The sequence below is a fragment of the Vreelandella neptunia genome, assembly GCF_000712975.1.
Classification (GTDB): Bacteria; Pseudomonadota; Gammaproteobacteria; order Pseudomonadales; family Halomonadaceae; genus Vreelandella; species Vreelandella qaidamensis.
On sequence record NZ_JHQL01000001.1, the window covers coordinates 587689 to 612124 of the forward strand.

21 protein-coding genes are annotated in these 24436 nt (G+C 51.7%); 7 read left to right on the forward strand and 14 right to left on the reverse strand.

Going from position 1 to position 24436, the window contains the following annotated elements; translation table 11 throughout:
• Positions 1–1341, reverse strand: a complete 1341-nt coding sequence (locus CR46_RS0102695; protein WP_030069885.1) for an NAD(P)/FAD-dependent oxidoreductase — start codon at positions 1339–1341, stop codon at positions 1–3.
• A 653-nt stretch (positions 1342–1994) separates the two neighbouring features.
• Here CR46_RS0102695 and CR46_RS0102705 point away from each other — a divergent pair.
• From CR46_RS0102705 to arfA, 3 genes are all read left to right on the forward strand, one after another.
• Complete coding sequence (locus tag CR46_RS0102705; RefSeq protein WP_030069886.1) at positions 1995–4733, forward strand: nitrate reductase; 2739 nt, start codon at positions 1995–1997, stop codon at positions 4731–4733.
• A complete protein-coding gene (gene cobA / locus CR46_RS0102710; RefSeq protein ID WP_030069887.1) occupies positions 4693–5592 on the forward strand; it encodes a uroporphyrinogen-III C-methyltransferase in 900 nt (299 codons plus the stop codon). Before CR46_RS0102705 ends, cobA begins: the two co-directional genes overlap by 41 nt.
• Positions 5593–5797: 205 nt before the next feature.
• Positions 5798–5947: an alternative ribosome rescue factor ArfA gene (gene arfA, locus CR46_RS18065; protein WP_084180349.1), complete on the forward strand. Its 150-nt coding sequence runs from the start codon at positions 5798–5800 to the stop codon at positions 5945–5947.
• Positions 5948–6013: 66 nt separating this feature from the next.
• Here the strand turns inward: arfA and CR46_RS0102720 are convergent, their stop codons facing one another.
• A complete protein-coding gene (locus tag CR46_RS0102720; protein WP_030069888.1) occupies positions 6014–6739 on the reverse strand; it encodes a response regulator transcription factor in 726 nt (241 codons plus the stop codon).
• Between the two features lie 157 nt (positions 6740–6896).
• Here CR46_RS0102720 and CR46_RS0102725 point away from each other — a divergent pair, with 157 nt between their 5' ends.
• On the forward strand, positions 6897–7424 hold the full coding sequence (locus CR46_RS0102725; protein WP_030069889.1) for a putative pterin-binding protein: 528 nt from the start codon (positions 6897–6899) through the stop codon (positions 7422–7424).
• Between the two features lie 53 nt (positions 7425–7477).
• Positions 7478–9724 carry an ATP-binding protein gene (locus CR46_RS0102730; RefSeq protein ID WP_030069890.1) on the forward strand — a complete coding sequence of 749 codons (2247 nt, stop codon included), beginning with the start codon at positions 7478–7480 and terminating at the stop codon, positions 9722–9724.
• Here the strand turns inward: CR46_RS0102730 and CR46_RS0102735 are convergent.
• The 8 genes from CR46_RS0102735 to CR46_RS0102775 all read right to left on the reverse strand — a co-directional run bounded on the left by CR46_RS0102735 (position 9721) and on the right by CR46_RS0102775 (position 19058).
• On the reverse strand, positions 9721–10881 hold the full coding sequence (locus CR46_RS0102735; protein ID WP_030069891.1) for an EAL domain-containing response regulator: 1161 nt from the start codon (positions 10879–10881) through the stop codon (positions 9721–9723). The two genes, CR46_RS0102730 and CR46_RS0102735, sit on opposite strands and share 4 nt — an antisense overlap.
• Before the next feature lie 285 nt (positions 10882–11166).
• Entirely contained in the window at positions 11167–13014 is a 1848-nt protein-coding gene (locus tag CR46_RS0102740; protein WP_030069892.1) for an ABC transporter ATP-binding protein, read from the reverse strand.
• A gap of 163 nt (positions 13015–13177) precedes the next feature.
• Positions 13178–14785: a gamma-glutamyltransferase family protein gene (locus CR46_RS0102750; protein ID WP_030069893.1), complete on the reverse strand. Its 1608-nt coding sequence runs from the start codon at positions 14783–14785 to the stop codon at positions 13178–13180.
• Between the two features lie 35 nt (positions 14786–14820).
• The gene (locus CR46_RS0102755) at positions 14821–16329 is read right to left on the reverse strand and encodes a tripartite tricarboxylate transporter permease (RefSeq protein ID WP_030069894.1); all 1509 of its coding nucleotides are present in this window, start codon (positions 16327–16329) and stop codon (positions 14821–14823) included.
• A gap of 16 nt (positions 16330–16345) precedes the next feature.
• Positions 16346–16816, reverse strand: a complete 471-nt coding sequence (locus tag CR46_RS0102760; protein ID WP_030069895.1) for a tripartite tricarboxylate transporter TctB family protein — start codon at positions 16814–16816, stop codon at positions 16346–16348.
• Positions 16817–16881: 65 nt separating this feature from the next.
• Positions 16882–17862: a Bug family tripartite tricarboxylate transporter substrate binding protein gene (locus CR46_RS0102765; RefSeq protein ID WP_030069896.1), complete on the reverse strand. Its 981-nt coding sequence runs from the start codon at positions 17860–17862 to the stop codon at positions 16882–16884.
• Positions 17863–17973: 111 nt separating this feature from the next.
• Positions 17974–18504: a chromate transporter gene (locus tag CR46_RS0102770; RefSeq protein ID WP_030069897.1), complete on the reverse strand. Its 531-nt coding sequence runs from the start codon at positions 18502–18504 to the stop codon at positions 17974–17976.
• Positions 18501–19058, reverse strand: a complete 558-nt coding sequence (locus CR46_RS0102775) for a chromate transporter (protein ID WP_030069898.1) — start codon at positions 19056–19058, stop codon at positions 18501–18503. Before CR46_RS0102775 ends, CR46_RS0102770 begins: the two co-directional genes overlap by 4 nt.
• Before the next feature lie 190 nt (positions 19059–19248).
• Here CR46_RS0102775 and CR46_RS0102780 point away from each other — a divergent pair, with 190 nt between their 5' ends.
• Together CR46_RS0102780 and CR46_RS0102785 are read left to right on the forward strand one after the other, a co-directional pair.
• Positions 19249–19917 (forward strand): GntR family transcriptional regulator, encoded by a 669-nt coding sequence (locus CR46_RS0102780; RefSeq protein ID WP_030069899.1) that lies wholly within the window; start codon positions 19249–19251, stop codon positions 19915–19917.
• Positions 19918–20013: 96 nt separating this feature from the next.
• Positions 20014–20562, forward strand: a complete 549-nt coding sequence (locus CR46_RS0102785) for a DUF1415 domain-containing protein (RefSeq protein WP_030069900.1) — start codon at positions 20014–20016, stop codon at positions 20560–20562.
• 58 nt (positions 20563–20620) lie between these two features.
• On the opposite strand, the gene CR46_RS0102790 is transcribed toward CR46_RS0102785, so the two are convergent.
• From CR46_RS0102790 to CR46_RS0102805, 4 genes are all read right to left on the reverse strand, one after another.
• On the reverse strand, positions 20621–21115 hold the full coding sequence (locus CR46_RS0102790) for a GNAT family N-acetyltransferase (RefSeq protein WP_030069901.1): 495 nt from the start codon (positions 21113–21115) through the stop codon (positions 20621–20623).
• 27 nt (positions 21116–21142) lie between these two features.
• Complete coding sequence (locus CR46_RS0102795; protein ID WP_030069902.1) at positions 21143–22147, reverse strand: LLM class flavin-dependent oxidoreductase; 1005 nt, start codon at positions 22145–22147, stop codon at positions 21143–21145.
• A 130-nt stretch (positions 22148–22277) separates the two neighbouring features.
• Positions 22278–22967, reverse strand: a complete 690-nt coding sequence (locus tag CR46_RS0102800; RefSeq protein WP_030069903.1) for an SDR family oxidoreductase — start codon at positions 22965–22967, stop codon at positions 22278–22280.
• A gap of 82 nt (positions 22968–23049) precedes the next feature.
• Positions 23050–24372 (reverse strand): nitrate regulatory protein, encoded by a 1323-nt coding sequence (locus tag CR46_RS0102805; protein WP_030069904.1) that lies wholly within the window; start codon positions 24370–24372, stop codon positions 23050–23052.
• Positions 24373–24436 lie beyond the last annotated feature (64 nt).

Genomic DNA, 24436 nt, shown 5'->3' on the forward strand with positions numbered 1-24436 from the left:
TTATGCCGCCTCTGACGTCGGTGGGTGAGATGAGGATGAAGAAGACGATGATGAAGAAGCCGGGCTGGGCGCGTTATCAGCGTGCTGTGTTTGCAATGCCTCGACATCGGCTGGGCCAAACAGTAGTGCTTGGCGGCAAGCCGTCAGGTCAATGCTTGCCAAGGCCTGCTCGAAATACCAAGGGCCGTGGCGGGTGTCGCCATACAGCACTGCCCCTTCAAGCTGGCCATCGCGCAGCAGCAGGCGGCGGTAGTCGCCGTTTTCTGGATCGCGATAGCACAACACATCATGTTCGGGGGCTGCTTCGGTAGGGCCAAACGCGAACAGTGCTACGCCGCTAACTTTCAACTTGGTAGCGGTAGGAGCCTCTTGATAGCCATCGGGTGCTTCGCCGCACAGCACGGCTGCCAATACGTCAACCTGGCGCCAAATCGGCTCCACTAGCCCATAGGTGTGCTGCTCAAATTGGCAGCACTCGCCTAGGGCAGAAATATGTGGGTCAGACGTGGAAAGGTGCGCGTCAACCACAATGGCTCGTTCGCAGCTAAGTCCCGCCTGTTGCCCCAGCGCTACATTGGGCGTAATGCCCGCCGCGACAATCACACTATCGGCGGGTAAGTGGCGGCCATCGCTCAGTATGACCGCCTTGACGTGCCCGTTACCGTTATCTTCCAGTGCAGCAAGCGAAGCGTTTGTTTCGATATGGATGCCGCGCTGGCTCAGGGTGTTTTCGAGCAGCCAGGCGGCGGTTTCATCCAGCTGGCGATTCATTAAACGCGTGCTGCGTTGAAGTACGCTAACCGTGAGTGTTTGGCCTCCGCGCTTGCGCAGACCTTCGGCGGCTTCCAGGCCAAGCAGGCCACCGCCGATAATGACCGCCTTACCACCACGCTGTGCGATAGTGGCTAGGGTGGTGGCGTCTTGCACGTCGCGAAAGCCATGAACGCCCGCAAGCGCAATGCCGGGAATCTTTGGCATCGTTGGTCGTGAGCCTGTCGCAATCACTAAGCGGCCGTAACGCAAGCGGCGGTTGCTATCCGTAGTAAGGCGGTGGTTGTTGCGATCAATGGTGGCGACTTTTTCGCCGAGCAGCAGGGTAATGCCCTGTTCGGCGTACCATGCTTGGTCACGGAAAGTAAGCGCATCGGTGGCGAGCTCACCCGCCAATAAGGGGGAAAGCAGTATTCGGTTATAGGCAGGCACGGGCTCTTCACCAATAACGGTGATACACGTTGGGCGCCGTGGATGGCGCACCAGCGCTTCAATCAAGCGGTGGCTGGCCATGCCGTTACCAATGATAATGAGGTGGTCGATAGGTGAGCACCGGGAAGTGATTTCCATAGGTGGCTCCTTCAATTCAACATGTGTGTCAGGCAACAAAAAAACGCCCCTGACACAGCCTTTCATTAAGAAAGGTGCATCAGGGGCGTCGTTGCCCGTTAGCGTCGTTAAGTCACGTCATTGAGTACGCTGTGCAGCCGCCGTTGGCTGCCAAGTTGTCTCTTATGCTCAATAAGCAGCAAAAAATTAGCCAGTTCCTTCCTTGGTATGAATTAATCCTTTTTAATCAGTTGTTTGATTTTTGAGGTACCCACAAGCCCGCACCTGAGTAACTGAGTAAGCGCACACTATTAGTGCGTTTGGCGAGCACTGCGCACGGTCATAGGTCGCTCATCCCAATAAAAGGCACTGTAAGGGCTGCCAAATGGCTGCGTGAGTTATTTTAAATTTATGTTTTTTAAGATTATTTAATTTTTTTAAGCGGTTTGGGCTTATTGTTTGCAGAAATATTGGTAACAAGTAATAACGGCTCATTGCAGTGTATTAGCCAAATAAAACACAACGACTAAGCGCAACGAACAACACTAACTGCAGCAAACCACTGATGAGTATGGCACCCAGGGTGGTGCCCCTGAGACAACGGCGTCCAGGCAGGCTTCTTTTGAGAGGCTCGCTTGGGCGCTTTTTGCTTTTTAACGCCGGAGGAAAACGCAATGCCAAAGGCTGAACGGCTCGCTGAAGGTGATATCCGCACCACGTGCCCCTACTGCGGTGTTGGCTGCGGAGTAAAAGCGACATTAGACAGTGGCAGCGTCATTGCAGTGGAAGGGGATCGTGAACACCCTGCTAACTACGGGCGCCTGTGTGTTAAAGGCACGGCGCTGCATGAAACGCTGGGAGCGCACGGCCGCTTGGGATCCCCGCGGGTGGGTGGAAAAGACGTTTCCTGGGAGCAGGCGTTAACCGAAACGGCACGGCGTTTACAGGCGCAGCGTAACGCGCATGGCAATCATACGGTTGCCGCCTATCTTTCGGGGCAGCTGTTAACGGAAGATTACTATGTGGCTAATAAGCTGTTTAAAGGCTTTTTAGGCACGCCGCATCTGGATACCAATTCGCGGCTGTGTATGGCGTCGGCAGTGGCGGGCTATAAGCGCGCATTTGGCGCTGACGCGGTACCCTGTAACTATGAAGATTTAGAAGAAGCGGAGCTGGTGGTGTTGGTCGGCTCGAATCTGGCCTGGAACCATCCAGTGTTGTATCAGCGCCTGAAAGTTGCCAAAGAGCGCAATCCACTGATGCGCGTGGTGGTCATCGACCCAAGAGTGACCGATAGCTGCGAAATTGCCGACCTGTATCTGGGCATTCGGCCGGGCAGCGATGCTTACTTGTTCAACGGGCTATTGGCGTGGATGTCAGCACACCAGCGGCTAGACAGCGTCTATCTTGAAGGTCATACCGAAGGGTTTGACGAGGCATTAAGCGCCGCTCAGCAAAGCGCTGGCAGCGTGCATGATGTTGCAGTAGCCTGTGACGTTGACCCTGAACGTTTAGAAACCTTTTACTACTGGTTTGCCAGCCAACTGCATGTCGTCACGCTCTATTCCCAAGGCGTCAATCAGTCCACCAGTGGCACCGATAAGTGTAATGCCATCATTAATTGCCATTTGGCGGGCGGTAAACTTGGCCTGCCGGGGGCTGGGCCGTTTTCAATTACTGGCCAACCCAATGCCATGGGCGGTCGAGAAGTGGGTGGGCTTGCTAATCAGTTGGCAGCGCACATGGACTACCACACCCCCGGTGCGCTTGATCTGGTCAGTCGCTTTTGGGCCACAAAACACTTAACACCCGTGTTGCCAGATGCCCCTGGCCATAAGGCGGTTGAACTGTTTGATGCCATTGACCGCGGTGAGGTGACGGCGCTATGGGTAATGGCAACCAACCCGGCCGTTAGCCTGCCGGATGGCGCAAAGGTACGCCGTGCGCTGGCAAGGTGTCCGTTAGTGATTGTCTCGGAATGCGTTGCCAACACTGATCTACTGCCCTACGCCGATATTGTGCTACCCGCGTCTGGTTGGGCAGAAAAAGATGGGACGGTCACCAATTCCGAACGACGTATTTCCCGCCAGCGCGGCATGCTGACTCCCCCTGGCGAAGCCCAGCACGACTGGTGGATTATTTGCGAAGTTGCCAAGCGCCTGGGTTTTGCAGAAGCGTTTAGCTACTCCCACCCGTGGGAAATTTTCGACGAGCACGCTAGGCTATCCGGCTTTGAAAACAGCGGTACGAGCAAGCGGCTGTTTGATATCTCGGGACTGGCAGGCAAAGGGCAGGACGCTTATGATGCGCTCTCGCCGATTCAGTGGCCGGTTAATCACGCTGCGCCTCGGGGCACGCCAAGGCTGTTTGAAAAGGGGGTGTTTGCCACGGCCAATGGTAGAGCTAAGCTACTGCCGATTACGCCGCGATTGCCCGAACAGAGGCTTAGTACCACCTATCCGCTGCGGCTGAATACTGGGCGTGTGCGCGATCAGTGGCACACTATGACCCGCACCGCCAGAGCACCGCGGCTGATGAATCATCGGGCAGAACCATTTATTGAGCTGCACCCTGTGGATGCGGCCAATGCGGGCGTCTCTGACCAAGGGCTTGCGATGCTGTCGGCAACTGAAGGTGAGTACCGTGGGCGAGTGCGTATTTCAAACGCCCAGCGGCAAGGGGAAGTGTTCGTGCCCATGCACTGGACCGACTGTTTTACCAAGCAGGGGCGCAGCGGTGCACTGCTCACCGGCTATACCGACCCCGTGTCTGGCCAGCCGGAAAGTAAGCAGGGCGCGGTGGCATTAACGAAGCTTGACATGGCTTGGCAAGCAACGCTGCTGGTGGCAAATGAGCAAACCAACACGGGTAGCCCCCGTTGGTGTAAGAGCGCTTATTGGTCGCGTATTCCCATGGGCAGCTGCGAGCGCTGGCAGCTTGCCGATACGGCACCGGTCAGTAACTGGTTAGCAACAGTAGAAGCGTGGCTGGGTGTACCTGCATCGCTGTGGTGCGAGGATAGCACGAGTGCCAGGCTGCGCGCGGCAGGGGTAGTGAAGGGCCAGTTGCGCTGGTGGCTAATGGTAGGGCCACCGCAAGAGTTGCCTGGGTTAGCCTGGCTTGAGGCGCGCTTTAACGACGTTACGCTAGACACTGCTCATCGCCAGCGGCTACTGGCAGGTTGCGATGGTGGCGCGGTAGATGCAGGCCCCGTGGTGTGTAGCTGTCATCAGGTAGGACAAGCCACTATTGTTAAGGCTATCCGCAGTGGCGACACCAGCGTGGAAGCCCTTGGTGCGCGGCTGGCCTGCGGCACCCAGTGTGGCAGCTGTATTCCAGAACTAAAATCATTACTTGAAGAGGAGCGGCCAAATGCGTGCGCTAAGCAAACAACTAACCCAGAAATGGCCTGAGGCCTTTATGCGCCTGAGCCAGCGGGTGTTAGCGCCCTTTGGCCGCGAATCAGCCACGCGCTTACGCCTTCCGCTTAGCGGCGAATGCCGTTCTGGAACGGTCTATTTAGTCGGTGCAGGAAGCGGCGATATGGAACTGCTCACCCTAAAGGCAGCGCGACTATTAATGCAGGCCGATGCGGTAGTCTATGACCGATTAGTGGGGGACGATGTGCTGGGGCTGATACCGCCAGGCACCGAACGCTATTACGTGGGAAAAGCCCGCGGGCATCATAGTGTGCCTCAGGATGAGATAGGCGCGCTGATCGTCTCGCTTGCTCGGGCGGGCAAGTCGGTTGTGCGTTTGAAAGGTGGCGACCCAGGCGTGTTTGGGCGCATGGGTGAGGAGCTGGGAGCATTAGCAAATGCCGCAATATCCGCTGAAATAGTGCCAGGCATTACCGCTGCATCGGCAGCCGCTGCTGGCATGGGAATTCCGTTAACAGACCGTGGCCACGCCCAACAGCTGCGCTTTATCACAGCGCAACTGTGTCGGGAGGGCGGCACGCCGGACTGGGCAAATCTTGCCCGTCAGGATGAAACCCTGGTGTTTTATATGGGGCTTTCCAAAGTAGACGCTATTTGCCACGGCCTACGCCAAGCGGGTCTGCCGGATACGTGGCCCATTATGTTGGTGGCCAATGCTAGCCAGCCCGAACAGCAATCATTGGTGGGCACGTTAGCGGACATGCCCGCGCGACTCGCTGCTCAACCGTTACCCTCGCCATGCCTGATTATGGTGGGCAGCGTGGTGAGCATGGTGGCAGACAGTCCTGCCGCGAGCACGTTAGCCACTTATAGTGATCAAACGTCATCGTAAGACATTGGGAACTTGATCAATCTCATTGGGTCATAGGAGCGGCGAAACAAATAGGAATGGCGGCAACAGTCAGGGCAGGACAAACGATTGCGTCGCCAGATAAGCGTTTGTTAATGTCTATTGGTAAAGACTGTTTTTTCAAAGACTAAGCTTTCAAAGACTAAATTTTCAAAAACTAAGTTTTCAAAAGACTGAGGAGTACACCGTGAAAAAAGGCAAAATACGCGATAACGCACTGAAAGCGCAGCTGCGAACGCCCATGTTCAAAATGCAGCAGCAAACACCGAAAAAAGGTAAGGGTAGCTACTCCCGCAAAGGCAAAGCCTCAGAGCGAGGGCATCGCCAAGTCGCTTGAACAGGCGTTTTGGCGATGCCTTCCCCTGGCACCTTACTGCTCGGCCTGTTTACCGAGCAGCTCCCATCAGCTTGGCCGACTTACTGTGTCGGCTTTTTCAATGGCCGTTTGCGACATTTCCATTCGATATCCTGACTGGTAAATGCTGCGAAGACGAAGCCCATGGCGACCATCTAACTCTAGCTTGCGTCGTAGCCGACTGACATGGGTATCAACCGTGCGAGTAGAAACACTGCCTTTTATTCCCCATACCAATTCAAGTAAGTGGGCACGCGTTAACAGTTTGTCAACTTTGGAGAAAAACAGCGTTGCCAGACAGTATTCCCGCTCGGTTAGTACCACTGATTTACCTGCTACGCTAATAGTATGCTCTTCTGAATTAATGGAAAAAACATCAGGGCAGCTCATGGCCGATTTAGGCGGCTCGTAGCCAGCGCGGCGGCCAAGCGCATTCACCCGTGCGATTAACTCTCTTGGCCGTAAAGGCTTAGCTAAAAAATCATCAGCCCCTTGCTCTAACGCTTGTACAACATCTTCCTCGTTTTGGCTGGCAGTAATAAACAGAATGGGGCCTAGCCACCCATCGTTTTGGCGTAAATGACCTACCATATCCATACCGCAACCATCCGGCAGCCGCCAATCGATAATAAGAAAATCAAAGAGCGTTTCTTGGGTCGCTCGACGGAGTTCGCTGGCACGGCCAAACAGTGAAACTTGATGATCTGCAGATATAAGGCATTGTTCTATAAAAGATTGTTGGTCGAGGTCGTCCTCAAGCACACCGACATGCATAACGCGTTACCCACAATATACAGCGTGATAAGTTCCACACCGTTGAAATGATTGGCGATGGGGTCAATTCTAGTTTAATTAGTATGTCTGACACAAAGATTTACATTTAACGCTTGGTTCTGAGGGGTATACTGACCAAAAAATGAGGAGGGTAATAATGGCTAGGCAATTAAATAAAAAGCTACGCTGGTATGTCGCTAGTGTATGCATGGGGTTTGCAACAATAGTTTTTGCAACAACGGCAAGTGCTTTCAATGCGCCAACCGGGCGAGTGGTTCTAGAAGTTGGTGGGAATATTGAGATAACCAATGTGGGTGACGAAGCGCATTTTGATAAAGCGATGCTTGAGGCATTGAGTCAACACACGACCATTACCAGTACCCCTTGGCACGATGGCGTTGTGAGTTTTGAAGGCCCGCTAGGGCGCGCCATCTTAGAAGCTGTTGATGCAGATGGTGACCAGGTTAAGGTCATTGCGCTAAATGACTATGCATCGTCTATTCCAGTGAGCGATTTTTACGATCACGATGTGATTTTGGCTATGAGTGCCGATGGAAAGCCTCTGCGCGTTAGAGACCACGGGCCGTTGTTTGTGATTTATCCTTTTGATGAAACGCCGTCTTTATTAAATGAAGAAATATTGACGCGCTCTGTGTGGCAAGTAAAACGTGTCGTCATAGAGTGATGGCGACAGCATAAAAGAGGCGTTCAATAAGCTACTGCGGTCGGATAACTGTTATGTTGCCAATCTTTAAGCACTATCTCTCACGCCGCGTCAGGGTCGCTACTTTCTCAGCGATCCTTTTTTTTCTATCGGCGATTATTACCGGCGGCGTTATCTTTCAACGACAGCATGCTATTGAAAATAGGTTGTTAGAAAATTTAGTGTGGGCAGGGTATCAGTTTGATAGAGAAGTACGGGAGTTTCATTTAACGCTAGTAGATAGTCAGGTTGGCAATGTATCTGTTGATGATCTTTTACTTCGCTTTGAGATTTTATACAGTCGAAAAATGCTGTTCCAACAAGGAGAAATAAGTCTAGCTGTTGCAGAAATAGAGGGAGTCGATAGGTTGCTGGAGCAGGCTACTCTTCTTATTAATGACATGGACGACTTGCTAGAGCCCCAAAGAGATGCTTCAGAAGCAATTATCGAATCGGTCATGGTAGAAATGCTTGCTAAAACCGTCGAGCTACAGGGTTTGACGAGCAATGTGTTAATAGAAACTAATGCTAATGTAGCAAGTATGCGTAACCTTGAACGTGAAAGAATGATACAGCTTTATGGGCTTGCCTTAATGCTATTGCTTCTTCTCATGTTTTCGGGTGGGATGTTGGTGAACGCATTAATTAGAGAAGGGCGCATCAGTTTAGGAAAAGCCCACGCATTAGAAGTAAAAAGCCGTGAACTTAGAGAAACGGCTAAGAAAGCTGAAATAGCGAGCCAAGCTAAATCGGAGTTTATGGCAGTGATGAGCCATGAAATACGTACGCCGCTAAACGGCGTCGTGGGTATGGCGGATTTATTAAATTATGAAATTAACGAGCCAAAAGCTAAAGCCTATTTGTCTACGTTAAAACGCAGTGCAGAAAGTTTGCGTGCTGTGATCAACGATATACTAGATTACACTAAAATTGAAAGTGGACGTTTAGACTTAGATGAGCGCGCCTTTGATGTAAAAGCCTGCATTATTGAGCTTTGTACAGGCTATCAGCTGCAGGACAAAAATAAAAAGGTGACCTTCAGTTATTCTATTGACCCAGCACTGCCGCAATTTATGTGTGGAGACATTGCACGGCTGCGGCAGGTAATGATGAATTTGATTAATAATGCGCTGAAATTTACGGATGAGGGGTTTGTCAAATTTCATGCGGCCCTTAAGGGTAACGATCAGCTATTTATAGAGATACGTGATACTGGTTGTGGTATTGCCACGGCTGATCAAGGGCGATTGTTTTCCGCTTTTTCGCAGGTAGATACCTCTATAGCGCGTCGACATGAAGGTACTGGCTTGGGGCTGGCAATCTGTAAACGGCTGGTGGAAGCGATGGGTGGTGAAATAGGGGTCACCAGTGAAGCTGGACTTGGTAGCCGATTTTGGTTTGTAGTGACGATGCCCTTAGCAGAGGGTGTGGAGGTTCTTCATCATAAAGAACCGCGACTAGAGCTGGCTGAAGACCACCATATTCTTATCGTAGAGGACAACCCGGTTAACCAAACAGTGGCAAATGTTATGCTCGAGCAGTTAGGGCAGCGGAGTACGGTGGTAGAAAATGGCTTTGCAGCACTTGAGTATTTGAAAGAACATGCTGCCCAGTTAGATTTAGTATTAATGGATATGCAGATGCCTATACTTGACGGTGTCGAAACCACTAAACGCTGGCGAGCCTTTGAAGCTGCCAATCAGTTACCACGCCTGCCAATTATCGCAATGACAGCGAATGTTATGGTTGAACACCGTGAACGCTGTATTGAAAGCGGCATGGATTGTATGATCCATAAACCTTTTACCCGGTCTGAGCTGTATCAAACGATTAGTCGCTATATCGTGGCGGGGACGGTTGAAGTGCCCCCTCACGAGTACTCAAGTCAACCGGCACAACAGGTATTACACTGCCAAAACGAAGTGCTTAACGATGAGCAAATTTTGGACCCTTATATTTGCAATGAATTGAGAGAGACGTTCGAGTCAACGCCACTTAATACGTTGTTAGCCGCTTTTTTTACCCGCTTAAATGAACGTCTGGAGAAGCTCTCTCGCTATTGTGAGAGCGAACAAAGAGAAGCACTACGCGATGAAGCGCACTCTTTAAAAGGAGCTGCAGCGTCTTTGGGCTGTCTTGCCATTGCAGAACAAGCTAGGCAACTAGAAGAGTCCGCTTTCAATGCAGCAACATCCGAATTAGCTAAAAACGTTAATGCTCTCGTGCAGTTACGCGAAAAATCGCAACGGGCCTTAGCTGATGCAGGCTTGTTAGCTCTTTAGTTGTGGGTAAGTTTCGTGAGTGTTTTAGCCATCCAGTCGTTGAATGCCTGAGCGGTTAAAGGACGGGAAATAAAATAGCCTTGCCCAACTGGGCAGCCAGCGTCTATTAGCAGTGCTTGCTGGGCTTCATTTTCAATGCCTTCAGCGACGACGGTCATACCTAGTTGTTTGCCGAGATCAACAACCGACAGGGTAATTGCCAGTGCACGGCTATCATGATCAATGAGCGATACGAAACTACGGTCAACTTTTAATTCATTAAATGGTAGCCGATACAGTTGTATGAGTGATGAGTAACCCGTGCCAAAGTCATCAAGTGCTAACCTGCAACCGCGCTGGCGTAGAGCTTCTAGAATATGGCGCGCATAGCCAAGACATTCAACACCTACCGACTCTGTTAGCTCCAGGGTAAGGTAGTGAAGCGAAGCAGTACGGTGTTTGGTCAGCTCATCAAATTTTTCTAGCATATGCTCAGATTGTAAAAATGCGGCTGGCACATTGACCGCAATTTGGAGATCCCAGCCGCGCGCCTGCCACCGTTCTTGCTGAGCAAAAGCAAGTTTAAGAATGCACCACGTGAGAGGCCCCATTAGCCCACTCTTTTCTGCTAATGGAATAAAGGTATCTGGGTATAGCATACCGCGCTGGGGGTCTTCCCAGCGCACAAGCGCTTCTACGCCGATGATGTGCCCAGTCTGTAAGTTTTTCTTAGGCTGGAAGACTAAATAGAGATGCCCTGCTTGAATAGCATTTGCCAGCTCATCACGGGTAGGGGGCTTAGGTAATGCCTGTAGCTGCTCAAGAAATGGTGAGAGACCCGTAAGAAGTTTGGCTTTAGGCAGAAAACCAAGCATTTTCAAACCTCTGGCTCTACCCGCAGCAATAGCATGAGACGCTGTTTCTTCCGAACAACTGCTAAGTAAGAGAATAGCCGCGTTCAGGCGTAAATCATAAAGATAATCAAGAATATCCAGCCCGGTAAATTCGCCCAGACCAAAATCAAGTAAAATTAGTTCAGCATCCAGTAACGCAGGTCTTCTAGCCAACTCGCCCAAACTGCCAGCTGTTACTACCTCGTATCCACGCTTACAGAGCAACATCTTACCCAGTAGCTGCACATCACTGTCATCATCAATGACCAACGCACTCAACGGCATAACTCTTCCTTCAACCACTCACCACGCAACGACTTCTGAGCATAGGCATTTTTATTTTCTAGTGTGCACCGCTATTGAAAACGGCATCAGTCATTTACCAGCTATTGGGTACTTCTCTAGGGAATATGACGTATCTTGTTCCTCTAGAATAGACAAATGTTAATAAACAATAACTAGAAAGTGAGCGAGGGTCGATAGGGAAGGCTTTTATGTAACCTTTTTTAACCTTTTGGTCTCGATAATGGTGTGAAATTGCCCTTAATAGTAATAATTGTTATTACTTTTTTATTGATAGCCTTCTGCCTGCAGATGAAATAATGAAGCATACCGACCATTCACTGCTAGCAGTTCTTCATGGGTGCCACGCTCAATAATCGCCCCTTGATCGATCACAATGATCTGGTCGGCACTGCGCACCGTCGAAAAACGGTGAGAAATTAAAATCGTCATTTTATCGCGGCTGTGCTCACGAAAACGCGCAAAGACTTCTGCTTCTGCGGCGGCATCCATCGCGGCGGTAGGCTCATCCAGCACTAAAATATCGGCATTTTTCCGCATGTAGGCGCGCGATAGCGCTACTTTTTGCCACTGGCCACCTGACAGCTCCTGGCCATTTTTAAACCAGCGCCCTAACTGGGTTTGGTAGCCATCAGGCATGCGGTCAATAAAGCCATCGGCCATGCCTTCATGGGCCGCCTGGTGCCAGCGCTGTTCATCGCTAAAGGCCTGGGTGTCCCCCACGCCTAAGTTTTCCCCCACGGTCAGCTGGTAACGTACAAAATCCTGAAAAATCACGCCCACCCGTTCCCGTAATGCTTGGGTATTCCAATGGTTGAGGTCGCTACCATCCAGCAGAATACGCCCTTTGGTGGGGTGGTAAAGCCGTGTTAATAGCTTAATCAGCGTGGTTTTTCCTGAACCGTTTTCGCCAACGAGTGCAATGCTGTTGCCTGGGGCTAAGTGCAAGGAAATATCGTGCAGTACCTCGCTGCCACCTGGGTAGGAAAAGCTGACGTGCTCAAAGCGAAGCCCGTCGCCAGGTATTGCGCCCTGGGTGAGTTGACCGGCTTCCGCTTCCGTTGGCTGCTCTAGGTATTCGTAAAGGTTCGATAAGTAGAGGTTATCTTCGTACATGCCGCTAATGGCCGTCAGGCTTGCCGATAACGCTCCCTGGCCTTGTTTAAATACCATTAAGTACATGGTCATTTGGCCAAGTGTCAGCGCCCCGGCCACCGTTTCGACCACCACCCAGCCGTAAGCGGCGTAAAACGTCAGTGTGCCTAATAAGCCGAGAATAAACCCCCAGCTTTCCCTGCGTAACGTGAGGCGGCGGTCTTCGGCAAACAGTCGGGTGAATATATCCCGGTAGCGCTGCAGAAACAGGCCTTCAAGGCCGAAGAGTTTGACTTCTTTAATGCTGTCTTCCCGGGCCAGCACGGTTTCCAGGTACATCTGCATGCGGGTTTGCGGTGAACGCCAGCGAAATAGCCGGAAGGCATCGCCAGAGAACTTTGCCTCCGAGAGAAACACCGGCAGAGCGCCTGCTACTAAGATGAGCAGCGCCCAGGGCGAAAACTGGACGAGTAAAAAACCAAAACTAGCCAATGAAATAGCGTTTTGCAGCAATCCGAAGGTTTTATTCACCAGCGCGAGCGGTCGGGTGGATGCTTCGCGGCGCGCACGGGTGAGCTTGTCGTAAAGCTCGGAATCTTCAAATTGGCTAAGCGAAAGCGTGCCCGCTTTCTCAAGAATCATCACATTGACTTTCTGGCCTAGTAGCGCACGCAGCAGCGATTGCTGGGCCGACAGGCCGCGCTGAGCCAGCGCGATCAGCGCAATAATAAGGCCTTCCAAAGCCACCAAGCCCAATACTGGGGTTAACGTTTCCCATAAGCTGGCAGTGCTTGAAGATTGGTGGCTTTCCATTGCTGTCACCACACCATCAACAATCAGCTGGCCAACCCAGGCGGCCACGGCAGGCAGCACGCCTGCCACCAGGGTACACAGTGCTAAGCCAAGCATCATCCAGCGCGAGGTTTCCCACACCAGCGCAAGTGCTTGGCGGCTATAGCGGAACACGCTAAAGAAACCGCTGAACGGGGAGTGAGCAGGAACAGAGGGGGGTGGCGTCATTAGTTAGCAACATAGCTTTTAAAGAAGAGTGCCATGATGCGACGCTTTGGCGTTGATAGCCAGCCTACTGGCGTGCAGTGGGTCAACTGCACGCCAGTAGGTGGTGAAGGTAGGTGTTGAAAGCTCTTGGCAAAAGCTCGTGATAAACGTAAAGAGGGAACGCTTAAAGCGGTAAAACAGCGCCATCGGTACGCGGTTCGGTACCGCCTTGTAAAACGCCGCTGTCAGGGTCGCGCAGGATAATCTGGCCGCGGCCAAAGCTGATTGAATCAGCTACTTTAACAATGTGATGCCCGCGACGTGCCAGCGCCAGGGCAAGGTGGTTGGGAAAGTCGGCTTCAACTTCAACGGTGGTGCCTTTGGTCCACTTCCAGCGTGGCATATCCAGCGCTGCCTGGGGGTTTAAGTGGTCTTCCAACATGGCGGTCACCACCTGTAACTGTCCTTGTGGCTGCATATAACCGCCCATCACGCCAAACGGCCCAACGGCTTGGTTATCCTTGGTAATAAACCCAGGAATAATGGTGTGATAGGTGCGTTTGCCGGGGGCTAATGCATTGGCATGTTCAGGGTCTAGGGAGAATGACCAGCCGCGGTTTTGCAGGCTAATGCCTGTGCCTGGCACCACCATGCCAGAGCCGAAACCTTTAAAATTACTCTGGATAAACGACACCATATTGCCGTCGCTGTCGGCGGTTGCAAGATACACGGTGCCGCCTTGTAAGGGGTTACCGTGGACAGGATCAACTGCCTGCTCGCCAATCAGCGCGGCTCGCGTTTTCAAATAGTTGTCATCAAGCATCTGCTCGGTGGTAGGTGCCATATCAGCACGCTCAGTAATATGTTTGAAACCATCCATGTAGGCCAGTTTCGTTGCTTCAATGCGACGGTGGAGAGTTTCTAAGGTGTCACCTGGGCAGGCTTCTAAACGTTCTAACATACCGAGCGCCTGGAGCACGATCATACCGCTGCCGTTGGGGGGGATCTCCCAAATATCGTGTCCTTTATAGCGAACGCTAATGGGGTCTACCCATTCAGGCTGGTAAGCGGCAAGGTCTTCTTTTCGCAGCAAACCACCATTCTCGCGGGAAAAGGCGTCAATTGTTTCTGCCAGTTCGCCTTGGTAGAAAGCCTTGGCGTTTGTGTTCGCAATGGCGTGTAAGCTTTTGGCGTGATCAGGTGATGACCATAGCTCGCCAGGACGAGGCGCATGACCCTTTGGCGCGAAGGTCGCAAACCAAGGTTGGAAAGACGCCTCATGATAAGCCGAGTAGGTATCGAAGGCTTCTTGCCACATTTGATGAATAACCGGGGTGACGGCAAAGCCTTCTTCTGCCAAAGCAATGGCTGGGGCTAATAGCTGTGCAAATGGCAGCTTGCCAAAGCGTTCGGAAAGCGCAGCCCACGCGGCGGGTGCTCCAGGTACGGTAACTGGCAACATACCGTGGTTGGGTATCGTGTCATGGCCGAGTGCTTTCAGGGCGTCGATAGTCGCTGCTTGAGGGGCTGGGCCACTGGCGTTAAGGCCGTGCAGCTTGCCATCCACCCACACAATGGCGAAGGCATCGCTGCCAATGCCGTTGGAGGTCGGTTCTACCACGGTGAGCGCTGCGGCGGTGGCAATGGCCGCATCAATAGCATTGCCTCCCTGCTGTAAAATGCTAATACCTACCTGGGCAGCTAATGGCTGTGAGGTTGCCACCATGCCGCGTTTGCCAAAAGTGGCCATGCGGCGAGAGGCGCTTGGGTAGTAAAGGGCATTGTGTTGCATCATAAAATCCTTTGCAGCGGCATAAGAAAAACTATTTATGGCGATGGAGTGGCTTGTTGAAGGCGTTTAACTTTGCGGTCTTGGTAAAGTGAGAACACCACCGAGGCAACGGCTAGTGCCAAAAACAGGGCAGAAAGCGGCCGTGTTAAAAAAGTCAGCCAGTTGGGGTCGAGTTCCAAGGCGCGGAATAACTGGCGCTCTAGATTATTGCCTAGCACAACCCCCAGAATTAACGGGGTAAGCGGCACGCCTGCTTTCCACAGCAGATAGCCAATCACGCCAAAAATAAACAGTACCCAAATATCGAATACATTGTTGTTTAATGCATAAGCACCGATGGCACACAGCATCAGTACAACCGGTACCAGGATTTGCTGAGGGATAAGGGATATTTTGGCGAACCAGCGCACCAGCAGAAGGTTGCATAGCACCATTGCAATGGCGCCAATTAATAGGCTGGCGTAAATAGCTCCCACCAGAACCGGGTTTTGTTCAAACATCATCGGCCCTGGGGTAATGCCGTGAAGAATGAGCACACCCATCATAATAGCCATTGGCAGGTCGCCAGGAATGCCCAGCGCCAGTGTGGGAACGAATGCACCACCGGCAACGGCACTGTTTGAGGCTTCCGAGGCGACAATACCGCTAGGTGTGCCTTTACCAAATTCTTCAGGATGGCGTGAAAACTTTTTAGCTTGATCGTAGCTTACAAAATTAGCCACGGTGCCGCCGGTGCCGGGTAGCGCACCAATTAAGCTACCGATCAGTGAGGAGCGCAGCGTATTGAGCTTTTGGCCGGCCATATCCTTCATAATCAAACGATAAGGAATAGTGACGTTAGTATCGACGCTTTTTCCATTAGTGCCCTCATCGCGCATCTTTTCGATATTGCCGAGCAGCTGTGAAAAGGCGAATACGCCAATCATTACAGGCAGCATTTCGAAACCCGAACTTAGCGCGGGTAGGTCGAAGTCAAAGCGCAAATTGCTGTTACGATCGTAACCGACTGTGGTGATGAGTAGCCCGATGGCCGCCGCCAGTAGCCCTTTTAACAGAGCCCCGTTGGAAAGCCCTGCGACCAGCGTTAATGCAAAAACAATCAGCGCAGTAATTTCCCATGGGCGAAAGTTCATACTGAAGCTGGCGATTAAAGGGCCAAAAAAGACCAGTACAGCAACGCTAATCAGCGTGCCAAGAAACGATGCCATCACGCCAATGCCTAAAGCACGGCCCGGTTCTCCACGTTGCGCCATGGGGTAGCCGTCATAAACGGTGGTAATTGAGGAAGGCGTTCCAGGTATCCCCAGCATTACGCCAGATACAATACCGCCTGAGTAACCGCCGACAAAAACCCCAACCATTAGCGATACACCGCTGATAGGGTCCATAGCGAAGGTAAAGGGAAACACCACCAGAATCGCCATTGTCACGGTAAAGCCAGGAATGCTGCCTCCAACAATACCGAAAAGAACGCCAAGAATGATTAACCCCATAACAGCAGGACTGCCCACTTCTGTCAGCGCTTGAAGAAAAAAGTCGCTCATTTGTGATTCCTCACCATTAGGGCAGCCAAACATTTAAGCCGAAGCGAAAAATTACAAATACCAGCGGCACGAATATGCAGCTGATTCCTAAATTGATGGCCCACTTTCGTTTTGTATCGATTCCCAATAGCAGGGCAAAGGACGCGATCAAGAAACTCATGGTGGCGACGATATACCCCAGTACTGGTAGCAGGGCAGCATAAAGCCCAAAGAGGAAGAATAAGGCGACAATGGTTTTACGACGTAGAAACCATTCGGTGATCGCCCTTCCCCAAGAAGGCTGAGGCGTTACCTTAGTAAACAACGAACGTAATAAGATAATGATGGAAAGTAGCGCAATAGTGACAAGCAAAATACGTGGGAAGAGCGCTGATCCATAAGGCTGCCAGCTAGTAGGAGGACGGATAGTGCCAGACTCTACCCACATGACAGCCACTATTAAAAGCAGCGCCAGCGCCAGAGCGCGGTCTTTCGTAAGGGTTAGCATTCGCGATGCCTCCAGACGCTCCCAGGAGAAATAACGCTGGGAGCGTTTGCTTGGAAATGTGGGCGTTAGTTCTGAAAATCAATGTTTTCAGCAGCTGCTGAAAGTGCCGCTTCGTTTTCAGTTAAAAATGCCTGATAGTCATCTCCGGCCAGGAAGCGCACCACAGAGCCAAACTCATTTTCGATGCGGCTTTTCACCTGCTCATTTTCCAGGGCTTGGCCGTAAGCCTGGGCCACGGTATCAAGAACCTCTTGGGGAGTGCCCTTGGGCGCAAAAACACCTCGGCTGGTCGAATGATCCATGTTAATACCCTGTTCACGCAGGGTGGCCACTTCCGGCAGACTGTCTAATCGTTCTGGGTGGGCAATACCTAATGGCTTGAAGGTGCCATCTTCATAGAACGCTCCCCCTGACGGTAGGTTAAACATTGCAAAGTCGACTTCTTCAGCCATTAGCGCTGACACCTGCTGGCCTGTGTCGGGATAGCCAACAAGGCGTACATCGGCCATATCAATACCCGCTTCTTCAAAGAATTGTGCCCAGAAGAAGTGGTCGGTAGAGCTGGGGATCATGCTAAAGCGCACTTGGCCGGGATTCTCGCTGACGTAATCGGCTATTTCATCAGCGCTGTTAACGGCGTGCCCTGCATAGGTAGAGGGGATATTAATCGTTTGGGTAAGCAGGGCGATGGGCTCAAAGGCATCGAAAGAGTAATCAACGGTGCCAGCGAGTTTTGACAGCGCAATCGTGTCGTGGCTGCCCAGTAGCGTATAGCCATCTGGAGAAGCGTCTTTTACATTGCGCGACCCTAGCGTTGCACCGGCGCCTGCCATATTGACAGGGACGATTGACTCACCGAGATATTGCTCTGCTTCTTGTGATATTAAGCGAAAAATAATATCCGTTGCGCCACCAGGGCCGTAAGGAATAATTAAACGGATATCTTGCTCAGGATAGTCGGCCTGAGCGGCGGATACGAAGGCCATGCTGGAGGTCAGTCCAATGGCGGCGAGAGTGGTACTTAGAGCAAGTTTTGAACGCGTCATTCTGCTACACCTTTTTTGATTGAGTTGGTGTGGTGATGCGCTGCTGTAAAGCAGCGGGGTGGTGAGCGCGTGATCCCATAGTGGGTTCTTATTGTCTGCAGTGAAAACAGGTTAGCCCAGGAAGAGCCCTCCATAAATCAATGCGCCGATAACAACAAATGCGGGATGAGTGTTAAAACGCACAAGAGCAATAGCCGCAATAACGCCCAGGACAACGGTATGTAGTGCACCGCTGGTAGTAATACTTTCCAGGAAAAAACCGAGAGTGAGCCAGGCCATCATTATCGCGATAACTGGCCGGACCCACTGGCTCATACGCTTTACACGGGGAGAGTCGCGGTGCCGATAAAGCAGCCCCAGCGCGCCCAACATCAGCAGTAGAGAAGGGATCACCGTTGCGCATACTGCCACCACCGCACCGCCAACGCCCGCTACGTCATAGCCCACATAGCCGGCCATTTTGGTGGCAATAGGGCTAGGTAGAGCGTTACCTAAGGCCAGCGTTTCGGCAAACCCTTGAGAGGTCATCCAGCCGTAGCGACCAACCACTTCCGCTTCAATAAGAGGGATAATTGCCGGGCCGCCGCCGTAGCCAATAATGTTAGGGATAAAAAACGCTAAGAAAAGCTCCCAATAAATCATACAGAGCCCTCCGCGCGCTTTTTACCTGTGGGGCGCAATAAGGCCGTTAGCAGGATGGCTCCAATCACCCAGCCAGGATGCACGCCTAACCAGTAAATGAGCCCACCGGCGACGATTGCCATGGCTGCACTGGCTAGCCAGCCAAGCGCGGCTTGGGATTTGTCGAAGAAGTCCCAGGCTAATTGCCCCATCATCACCATAACGACAGGTATAACGGCTTGCCCCATACCGCGTATCCAGGCAACGTCGCGATAACGGCTGAAGATGCCTAACATAACAATCATCGCCACGATCATCGGCAGAATGACGGCAATCACCGCCGCGATGCAGCCGCTAATACCGGCTACTCGGTAGCCAATATAGCCAGGCATTTTTGTCGCAATGGGCCCAGGCAGCGTATTGCCAATGGCAAGCACATCGGCAAACTCTTCATCGGTTAACCATTTGTGGCGAGTGACGACTTCAGCGCGTACCAGCGGTATCATGGCGGGGCCGCCGCCAAAACCAAAAATGCCAACGCGGAAGAAAGCCCAAAAAAGTGCTGATTGTTTCATGTGCCCATTGCCAGTAGAGAGGGCATTGCAATCAAAAGCATAAGGCCTGCCTATTTATCGTTTGTATGGTAAAAAATCGATTATTTTGTCTAAAATAGAATATAGGTGAGCTTGTTGTGAGGCGTCAACACCTAGCCATAGAATCTCCGTTAACAGACGCGTTCGCGAAGATACGCAAAAGGATCACGGAATGAACAAACACATCCCCCTTCCCGCTGGTACAGCCTCAAGCCCTATTTACGACGCACTTCGTAGGGATTTAGTCGGTGGTCGCTTTGCTGCCGGAGAAAAGCTGGCGATTAACGCCCTGAAAGAGCACTACCAAGTAGGGTTAAGTCCGCTGCGTGAAGCGTTAAATAAGCTGGCGGCCTATGGATTATTAATCCAAGAAAATCAACGCGGCTTTAGGGTGCCAAAGCTATCTCGGGAAGAGCTTGATGATATTGCCAGGCTGCGTACGGAGCTTGAGGGCATGGCGCTTGAACGCGCGATTGCCCACGGTGATGCGGTGTGGGAGGCTGACCTGTTAGCGGCAGCGCATCGCTTAAAACGAGCGGATATATCGCTCGATAAAGGGGAGGAGTGGGAACGACTGCATACCCAATTTCACCGCACGCTGGTCGCGCCTTGTGGATCGGTGTGGTTGCTGCGCTTTATTGAGCAGCTTCACGACCAGTTTGATCGTTATCGTCGTTTGGGACCCAAAATGCCTTCCATTCGCCAAGAGTTGGATGAACAACACCATGAGCTGGTTGAGTTGGCGCTACATCGAGATGGCAAAGCGGCCCGTGCGCTAATGGATGATCATATACATAAATCTTATGAGGTGGCGTTGGCGCGCTACCAGGCCCACGCCTGAAGCATTTGTGGGTGCTTGCAGGTACACTGTTTCTTACAGATACACGGGCAGTCCTAACCGTGGTGGCAGCCACTTTAATGTAAGGTAGCAGGCACGATGCAAGAGGCAGATAAGCAAGTAGCGGAACAGACAGAGGCATGGGTACGCAGCTTTATCGTCGAGCACAATATATGCCCGTTTGCTAAGCGGGAACTTGACGGTGGTAAGGTTCGGATTGAGGTGGTGCGCTCGAAAAAAATCGACGTGGCGCTGGAAGAACTAATAGCCGAAGTGGAGTGGTTGAACGAGCACCCAGAAACGGAAACCACGCTGCTGGTATTTCCTACGCTGTTTAAAAGCTTCGACCACTACCTGGATTATGTCGAACTGGCCGAAAGCCTGTTAGCAGACCTAGGGTATGAAGGTGTTTATCAGCTAGCAACTTTCCACCCTGATTACTGCTTTGCTGATGCTGAGCCTGGGGACGCGGCTAATTACACCAACCGCTCGCCCTACGCGATGGTTCATCTACTGCGCGAGGCTAGTGTTGAAAAGGCCATTGATTTCTATGGTGATACGGAACAAATCCCTGAGCGAAATATTGCCCACTTAACCGAATTAGGCAGCGCTGCAGCTGAAGAGCTTCTACAACGCTGCCTTAAATAACCAGACCCTTTAAACGGATGTCCTATTTATAAAGCGCTGCCCTTTTATCAAGCGGCCACTAAAGCGCTTTATACATTACGTAGCTATCGACAAAACCAAGGGACGCATGCCGGTAGGCGTTAGGAATGGTGCCGACAATCGCAAACCCTAGCCGTTGCCAAAGGGCGACGGCCACCTCGTTAGTGGACACTACCGCATTAAATTGCATCGCTTCAAAGCCATACTGGCGCGCGATATGCTGCGAGTGTTCGCACATCTGGCGGGCAACACCTTTCCCCCTGGCGGCAGGCGAGACCATGTAGCCGCAGTTACAAACGTGCTGGCCAGGGCCAGCGGCGTTAGCTTTTAAATAGTAAGTGCCCAGTAACTCGCCCTGATCATCTTTTACTGCAAATGATGCCTTAGGCTGCTCGCACCACAATGTATACGCCGTTTTAAAGGTGATCTCAGGGTCAATCGCATAGGTTTCTTGTGCCGTGACAATCGACTGAAAATGTGTCCAGAAAGCCGCAAAGTCATCGTCGGTCATGGGCGTAAAGCGCAGTGGGGTCATCGGTTATAAGTCATCGTAGTGAGCGTTTTAGTTAAGTGGTGATCGAACAACGTCTGCGACAATTTCATAACTACGCAAGCGGTCGGCATGGTCATAAAAATCGCTGTTAATCATTAGTTCATCAGCGCCAGTACGCGCTTGAAAAGCCTCTAGTTCAGCTTTGACCGTAGCGGGTCCGCCAATAATAGCGGCACCTAGAAATTGGCTCACCTGAGAGCGCTCCATAGGTGTCCAGTCCATTTGCTCAACCGGTGGCTGTGATTGAGTCGGCTTACCGCGAATCAGGCTAAGAAACTTCTGTTGAGAGGTCGTTGCCAAGTAGTGGGCCATGGCATCACTTTCGGCAGCGATAACGGGCAATCCTACCATGGCATGGGGTTTGTCTAAGTGCTCCGACGGCCGAAAGTTATCACGATAAAGCCGCAGCGCTTCAAATAAGTAACCCGGTGCAAACTGGGCTGCAAAGGCAAAGGGGAGCCCAAGTTTAGCGGCTAGCTGCGCACTATAACCGCTAGAGCCAAGTAGCCAGATAGGCACGTGGGTGCCTTGCCCAGGTACAGCTTTGACGCGCTGCTGTGGATCAGCATCCGCTAAGTAGCTTCGCAATTCATTAAGTAGTTGTGGGAAGTCATCGACGCCCGCCTGAGCGTTACGGCGCATAGCCTGCATGGTGGCACCGTCTGAGCCAGGCGCACGGCCGAGTCCTAAATCAATCCGGCCAGGGTAGAGCGTTTCTAAGGTGCCAAACTGCTCGGCAATCACCAGCGGCGGATGGTTGGGCAGCATGATGCCACCACTGCCCACGCGGATAGTGGTCGTTTGCCCTGCCACATAGCCAATCAAGACCGCGGTTGCTGCGCTGGCAATGCCAGCAATGTTGTGGTGTTCCGCCAGCCAGTATCGGGTGTAGCCAAGCTGTTCTGCCTTCTGCGCTAGAGACACACTATTGCGAAATGTTTCGGCAGCGCTACCGCCTTGGCGAATCGGTGCTAAATCCAGTACGGAAATAGCAGTATTGGCGAGTTGGCTCATAAGACACCTGGGTAGAAGAACAAATGGTCAGCTAGATTTATTCGCACTTTTTATTAGCACGCTAGGTATCTCAATGTTATGTGGGCACGTAAGAAGAAATGCAAGGTGTCGCTAGTGCCAGTTAGCAACGTCAACTAGTCGGTGGAGGTGTCGGTCGTATTAAAATCTCGTTCACATCGACATGCGCGGGTTGAGAAAGTGCATAAATCACAGCGTTAGCAATATCACGATCTTCAAGTGCGTGTTCTGGCGGTTCATCAAAGAAGGGAGTATCGACCATGCCAGGCTCGATTAAGGTAACGCGCATACCTGTTCCGCGTAGTTCTTCACGCAGGTTGTAACCGATCCCCGTCACCGCCCACTTTGTGGCGCTATACATCGAGCCTGGAATCGTGGTTCGACCAGCGGCTGAACCGGTTAACAACACATGCCCTTTGCTTCGCTTTAGCGCAGGAAGGCAGGCCTGAAGCGTTAATCCTACGCCATAAATATTGGTCAGGATCATCTCACGCCAAGCATCGTGATCTGCACCGCTAAAGCCGCCGGGGGAGCCACCACGCCCAGCGTTTGCAAAGACTGCATCTATACGACCAAATGTTTCAATTGCTTGATCGACCATGGCTTGCTGTTGTGTCATGTCGGTGACATCCAACGCACATGTCAGCACATTTTCCGGGCCAAGCTCTTGGGCGAGTGCGGTAAGTTTGTTGGTAGAGCGAGCGGCCAGCACTAACTTATAACCTTCACGTGAGGCTGCTCGTGCGGTGGCCGCACCAATTCCGCTTGATGCGCCAGTAATCATTAGGACACGGTGCTGCATAGCGTGTGCTCCTAGCTCATTTATAAAAGGGGAGCTATTAGAATGGCTAATTGGTCACCGTGTTGCAAATGGGCTGTTTAAGCTAGTGTGTGTGCTTTTCTTCTTTGCGTTTCAGCATAGAAGATAGGTCGAGTATCGATTGCGCCATATCGGCCATGCTTTTGCTTTGATCCATCGATGTCTTACGCAAAAATCGGTAGGCTTCTTCTTCGGTCATTGCCTGGTACGCCATGATAAGCCCTTTAGCACGTTCAATCAGCTTACGTTCACGCAATGCTTTGCGGGTACTTTCCAGCTCATCACTAAGGCCTTGAAGGTGGCTTGATTGGGCGTGGGCAAGCTCAATCAATGAACGCCCTAATGGTGATGTTAAGGCGCTGGCGGTTAACTCACCTAGTGGTTGACTGTCGCTTAAGGCTAGGAGTTGTTCACACGGAGCGAGTGGGGATTTCCCTTGAGGTGTTTCAGCTTGCTCTAAGGCTGATTGGACCTGTGTAATTTTTTGATGGCATAACGCCGTTAATTGACTATTTAGGGTGTCCTCAACGGTTTTAATACTATCGATACGTAACGTTGTCAGTTCGTACCATGTTTCGCCCAGCGCTTTGTCTGTGTGTGCTTTGTCTGTGTATGTGTCGTCTATGGAGGCTTTTTGTTGGGGGTGGCGGTGAGGATGGTGGCAAGTATGATAAGCAGTGTTACGCAGTTGTTGAATCCCTGCGAGTGTCCTCGGCGAGAGAGCCTGTTCCCAAGCGCGCAGAGCCTCAGCAGAGGCAAACTCTTCAAAAGTAGCAAAGCAGCGCTGTTGATCGCGGACTAATCGGCTCAGCAGTTCGCGGTGAGCGTCGTCAAAATGCCCTTGGGTAAAGCCAAAGGCACCGCAGGCACGTTCTTGTCCAGCCAGTTCTTTACCTTGCATCAAATGAAAAATAGCCACCAGTGCGCGAGTGATATCCGGGTCTGCCGAGGTATCTGCTGCTTCAAAGACAATGGCAAGAAGGCCACTAATGAGGTGATTAAGTGCTTGTGTTGCCGCATCAGGTGAAACAGCAAACGAATGGATCGCTTGCCGCAGCGTGTCCAGGTCGTCCAGGGCAAGCCAAACCGCAGCGACTCTTCTGATTAAGCGTGCTGCTGCCTGTGGCCGCGCTTCTTTGGTTAATGCTTCTAATCGCTGGCGCATAACCGCTTCGGCTACTTGGCTACGCTCTACATACTCCTTGCGCCGAGTGGCAAACCGCTTACCTTTAGAGACAAGGTAAATCGTTGATGCCCCTCGCTCACGTTGGAGCGCATGAATAAAACCACTAATGTCGCCAACGATCTCTGAGGTGGTGGCTAAATGGTGCAGACTGTCGATATCGCATCGAAGGGCAGTTAAGAGTAGCTGTTGGGCTGAAGACATAATCGTTTCCTTTAACTCCCCGCCTGAGATGAAAGCCCCTCTATGGTGTGAAGCGCCTACAGAG

Coding starts and splice junctions, on each gene's coding strand:
- CR46_RS0102740 (WP_030069892.1), bottom strand. CDS start 13,014: ATGACGCCACCCCCCTCTGTTCCTGCTCACTCCCCGTTCAGCGGTTTC.
- CR46_RS0102780 (WP_030069899.1), top strand. CDS start 19,249: ATGAACAAACACATCCCCCTTCCCGCTGGTACAGCCTCAAGCCCTATT.
- CR46_RS0102720 (WP_030069888.1), bottom strand. CDS start 6,739: ATGCATGTCGGTGTGCTTGAGGACGACCTCGACCAACAATCTTTTATA.
- CR46_RS0102750 (WP_030069893.1), bottom strand. CDS start 14,785: ATGCAACACAATGCCCTTTACTACCCAAGCGCCTCTCGCCGCATGGCC.
- CR46_RS0102730 (WP_030069890.1), top strand. CDS start 7,478: ATGTTGCCAATCTTTAAGCACTATCTCTCACGCCGCGTCAGGGTCGCT.
- CR46_RS0102695 (WP_030069885.1), bottom strand. CDS start 1,341: ATGGAAATCACTTCCCGGTGCTCACCTATCGACCACCTCATTATCATT.
- CR46_RS0102790 (WP_030069901.1), bottom strand. CDS start 21,115: ATGACCCCACTGCGCTTTACGCCCATGACCGACGATGACTTTGCGGCT.
- CR46_RS0102770 (WP_030069897.1), bottom strand. CDS start 18,504: ATGATTTATTGGGAGCTTTTCTTAGCGTTTTTTATCCCTAACATTATT.
- CR46_RS0102755 (WP_030069894.1), bottom strand. CDS start 16,329: ATGAGCGACTTTTTTCTTCAAGCGCTGACAGAAGTGGGCAGTCCTGCT.
- CR46_RS0102785 (WP_030069900.1), top strand. CDS start 20,014: ATGCAAGAGGCAGATAAGCAAGTAGCGGAACAGACAGAGGCATGGGTA.
- CR46_RS0102805 (WP_030069904.1), bottom strand. CDS start 24,372: ATGTCTTCAGCCCAACAGCTACTCTTAACTGCCCTTCGATGCGATATC.
- CR46_RS0102735 (WP_030069891.1), bottom strand. CDS start 10,881: ATGCCGTTGAGTGCGTTGGTCATTGATGATGACAGTGATGTGCAGCTA.
- cobA (WP_030069887.1), top strand. CDS start 4,693: ATGCGTGCGCTAAGCAAACAACTAACCCAGAAATGGCCTGAGGCCTTT.
- CR46_RS0102775 (WP_030069898.1), bottom strand. CDS start 19,058: ATGAAACAATCAGCACTTTTTTGGGCTTTCTTCCGCGTTGGCATTTTT.
- CR46_RS0102765 (WP_030069896.1), bottom strand. CDS start 17,862: ATGACGCGTTCAAAACTTGCTCTAAGTACCACTCTCGCCGCCATTGGA.
- CR46_RS0102800 (WP_030069903.1), bottom strand. CDS start 22,967: ATGCAGCACCGTGTCCTAATGATTACTGGCGCATCAAGCGGAATTGGT.
- CR46_RS0102795 (WP_030069902.1), bottom strand. CDS start 22,147: ATGAGCCAACTCGCCAATACTGCTATTTCCGTACTGGATTTAGCACCG.
- CR46_RS0102725 (WP_030069889.1), top strand. CDS start 6,897: ATGGCTAGGCAATTAAATAAAAAGCTACGCTGGTATGTCGCTAGTGTA.
- CR46_RS0102705 (WP_030069886.1), top strand. CDS start 1,995: ATGCCAAAGGCTGAACGGCTCGCTGAAGGTGATATCCGCACCACGTGC.
- CR46_RS0102760 (WP_030069895.1), bottom strand. CDS start 16,816: ATGCTAACCCTTACGAAAGACCGCGCTCTGGCGCTGGCGCTGCTTTTA.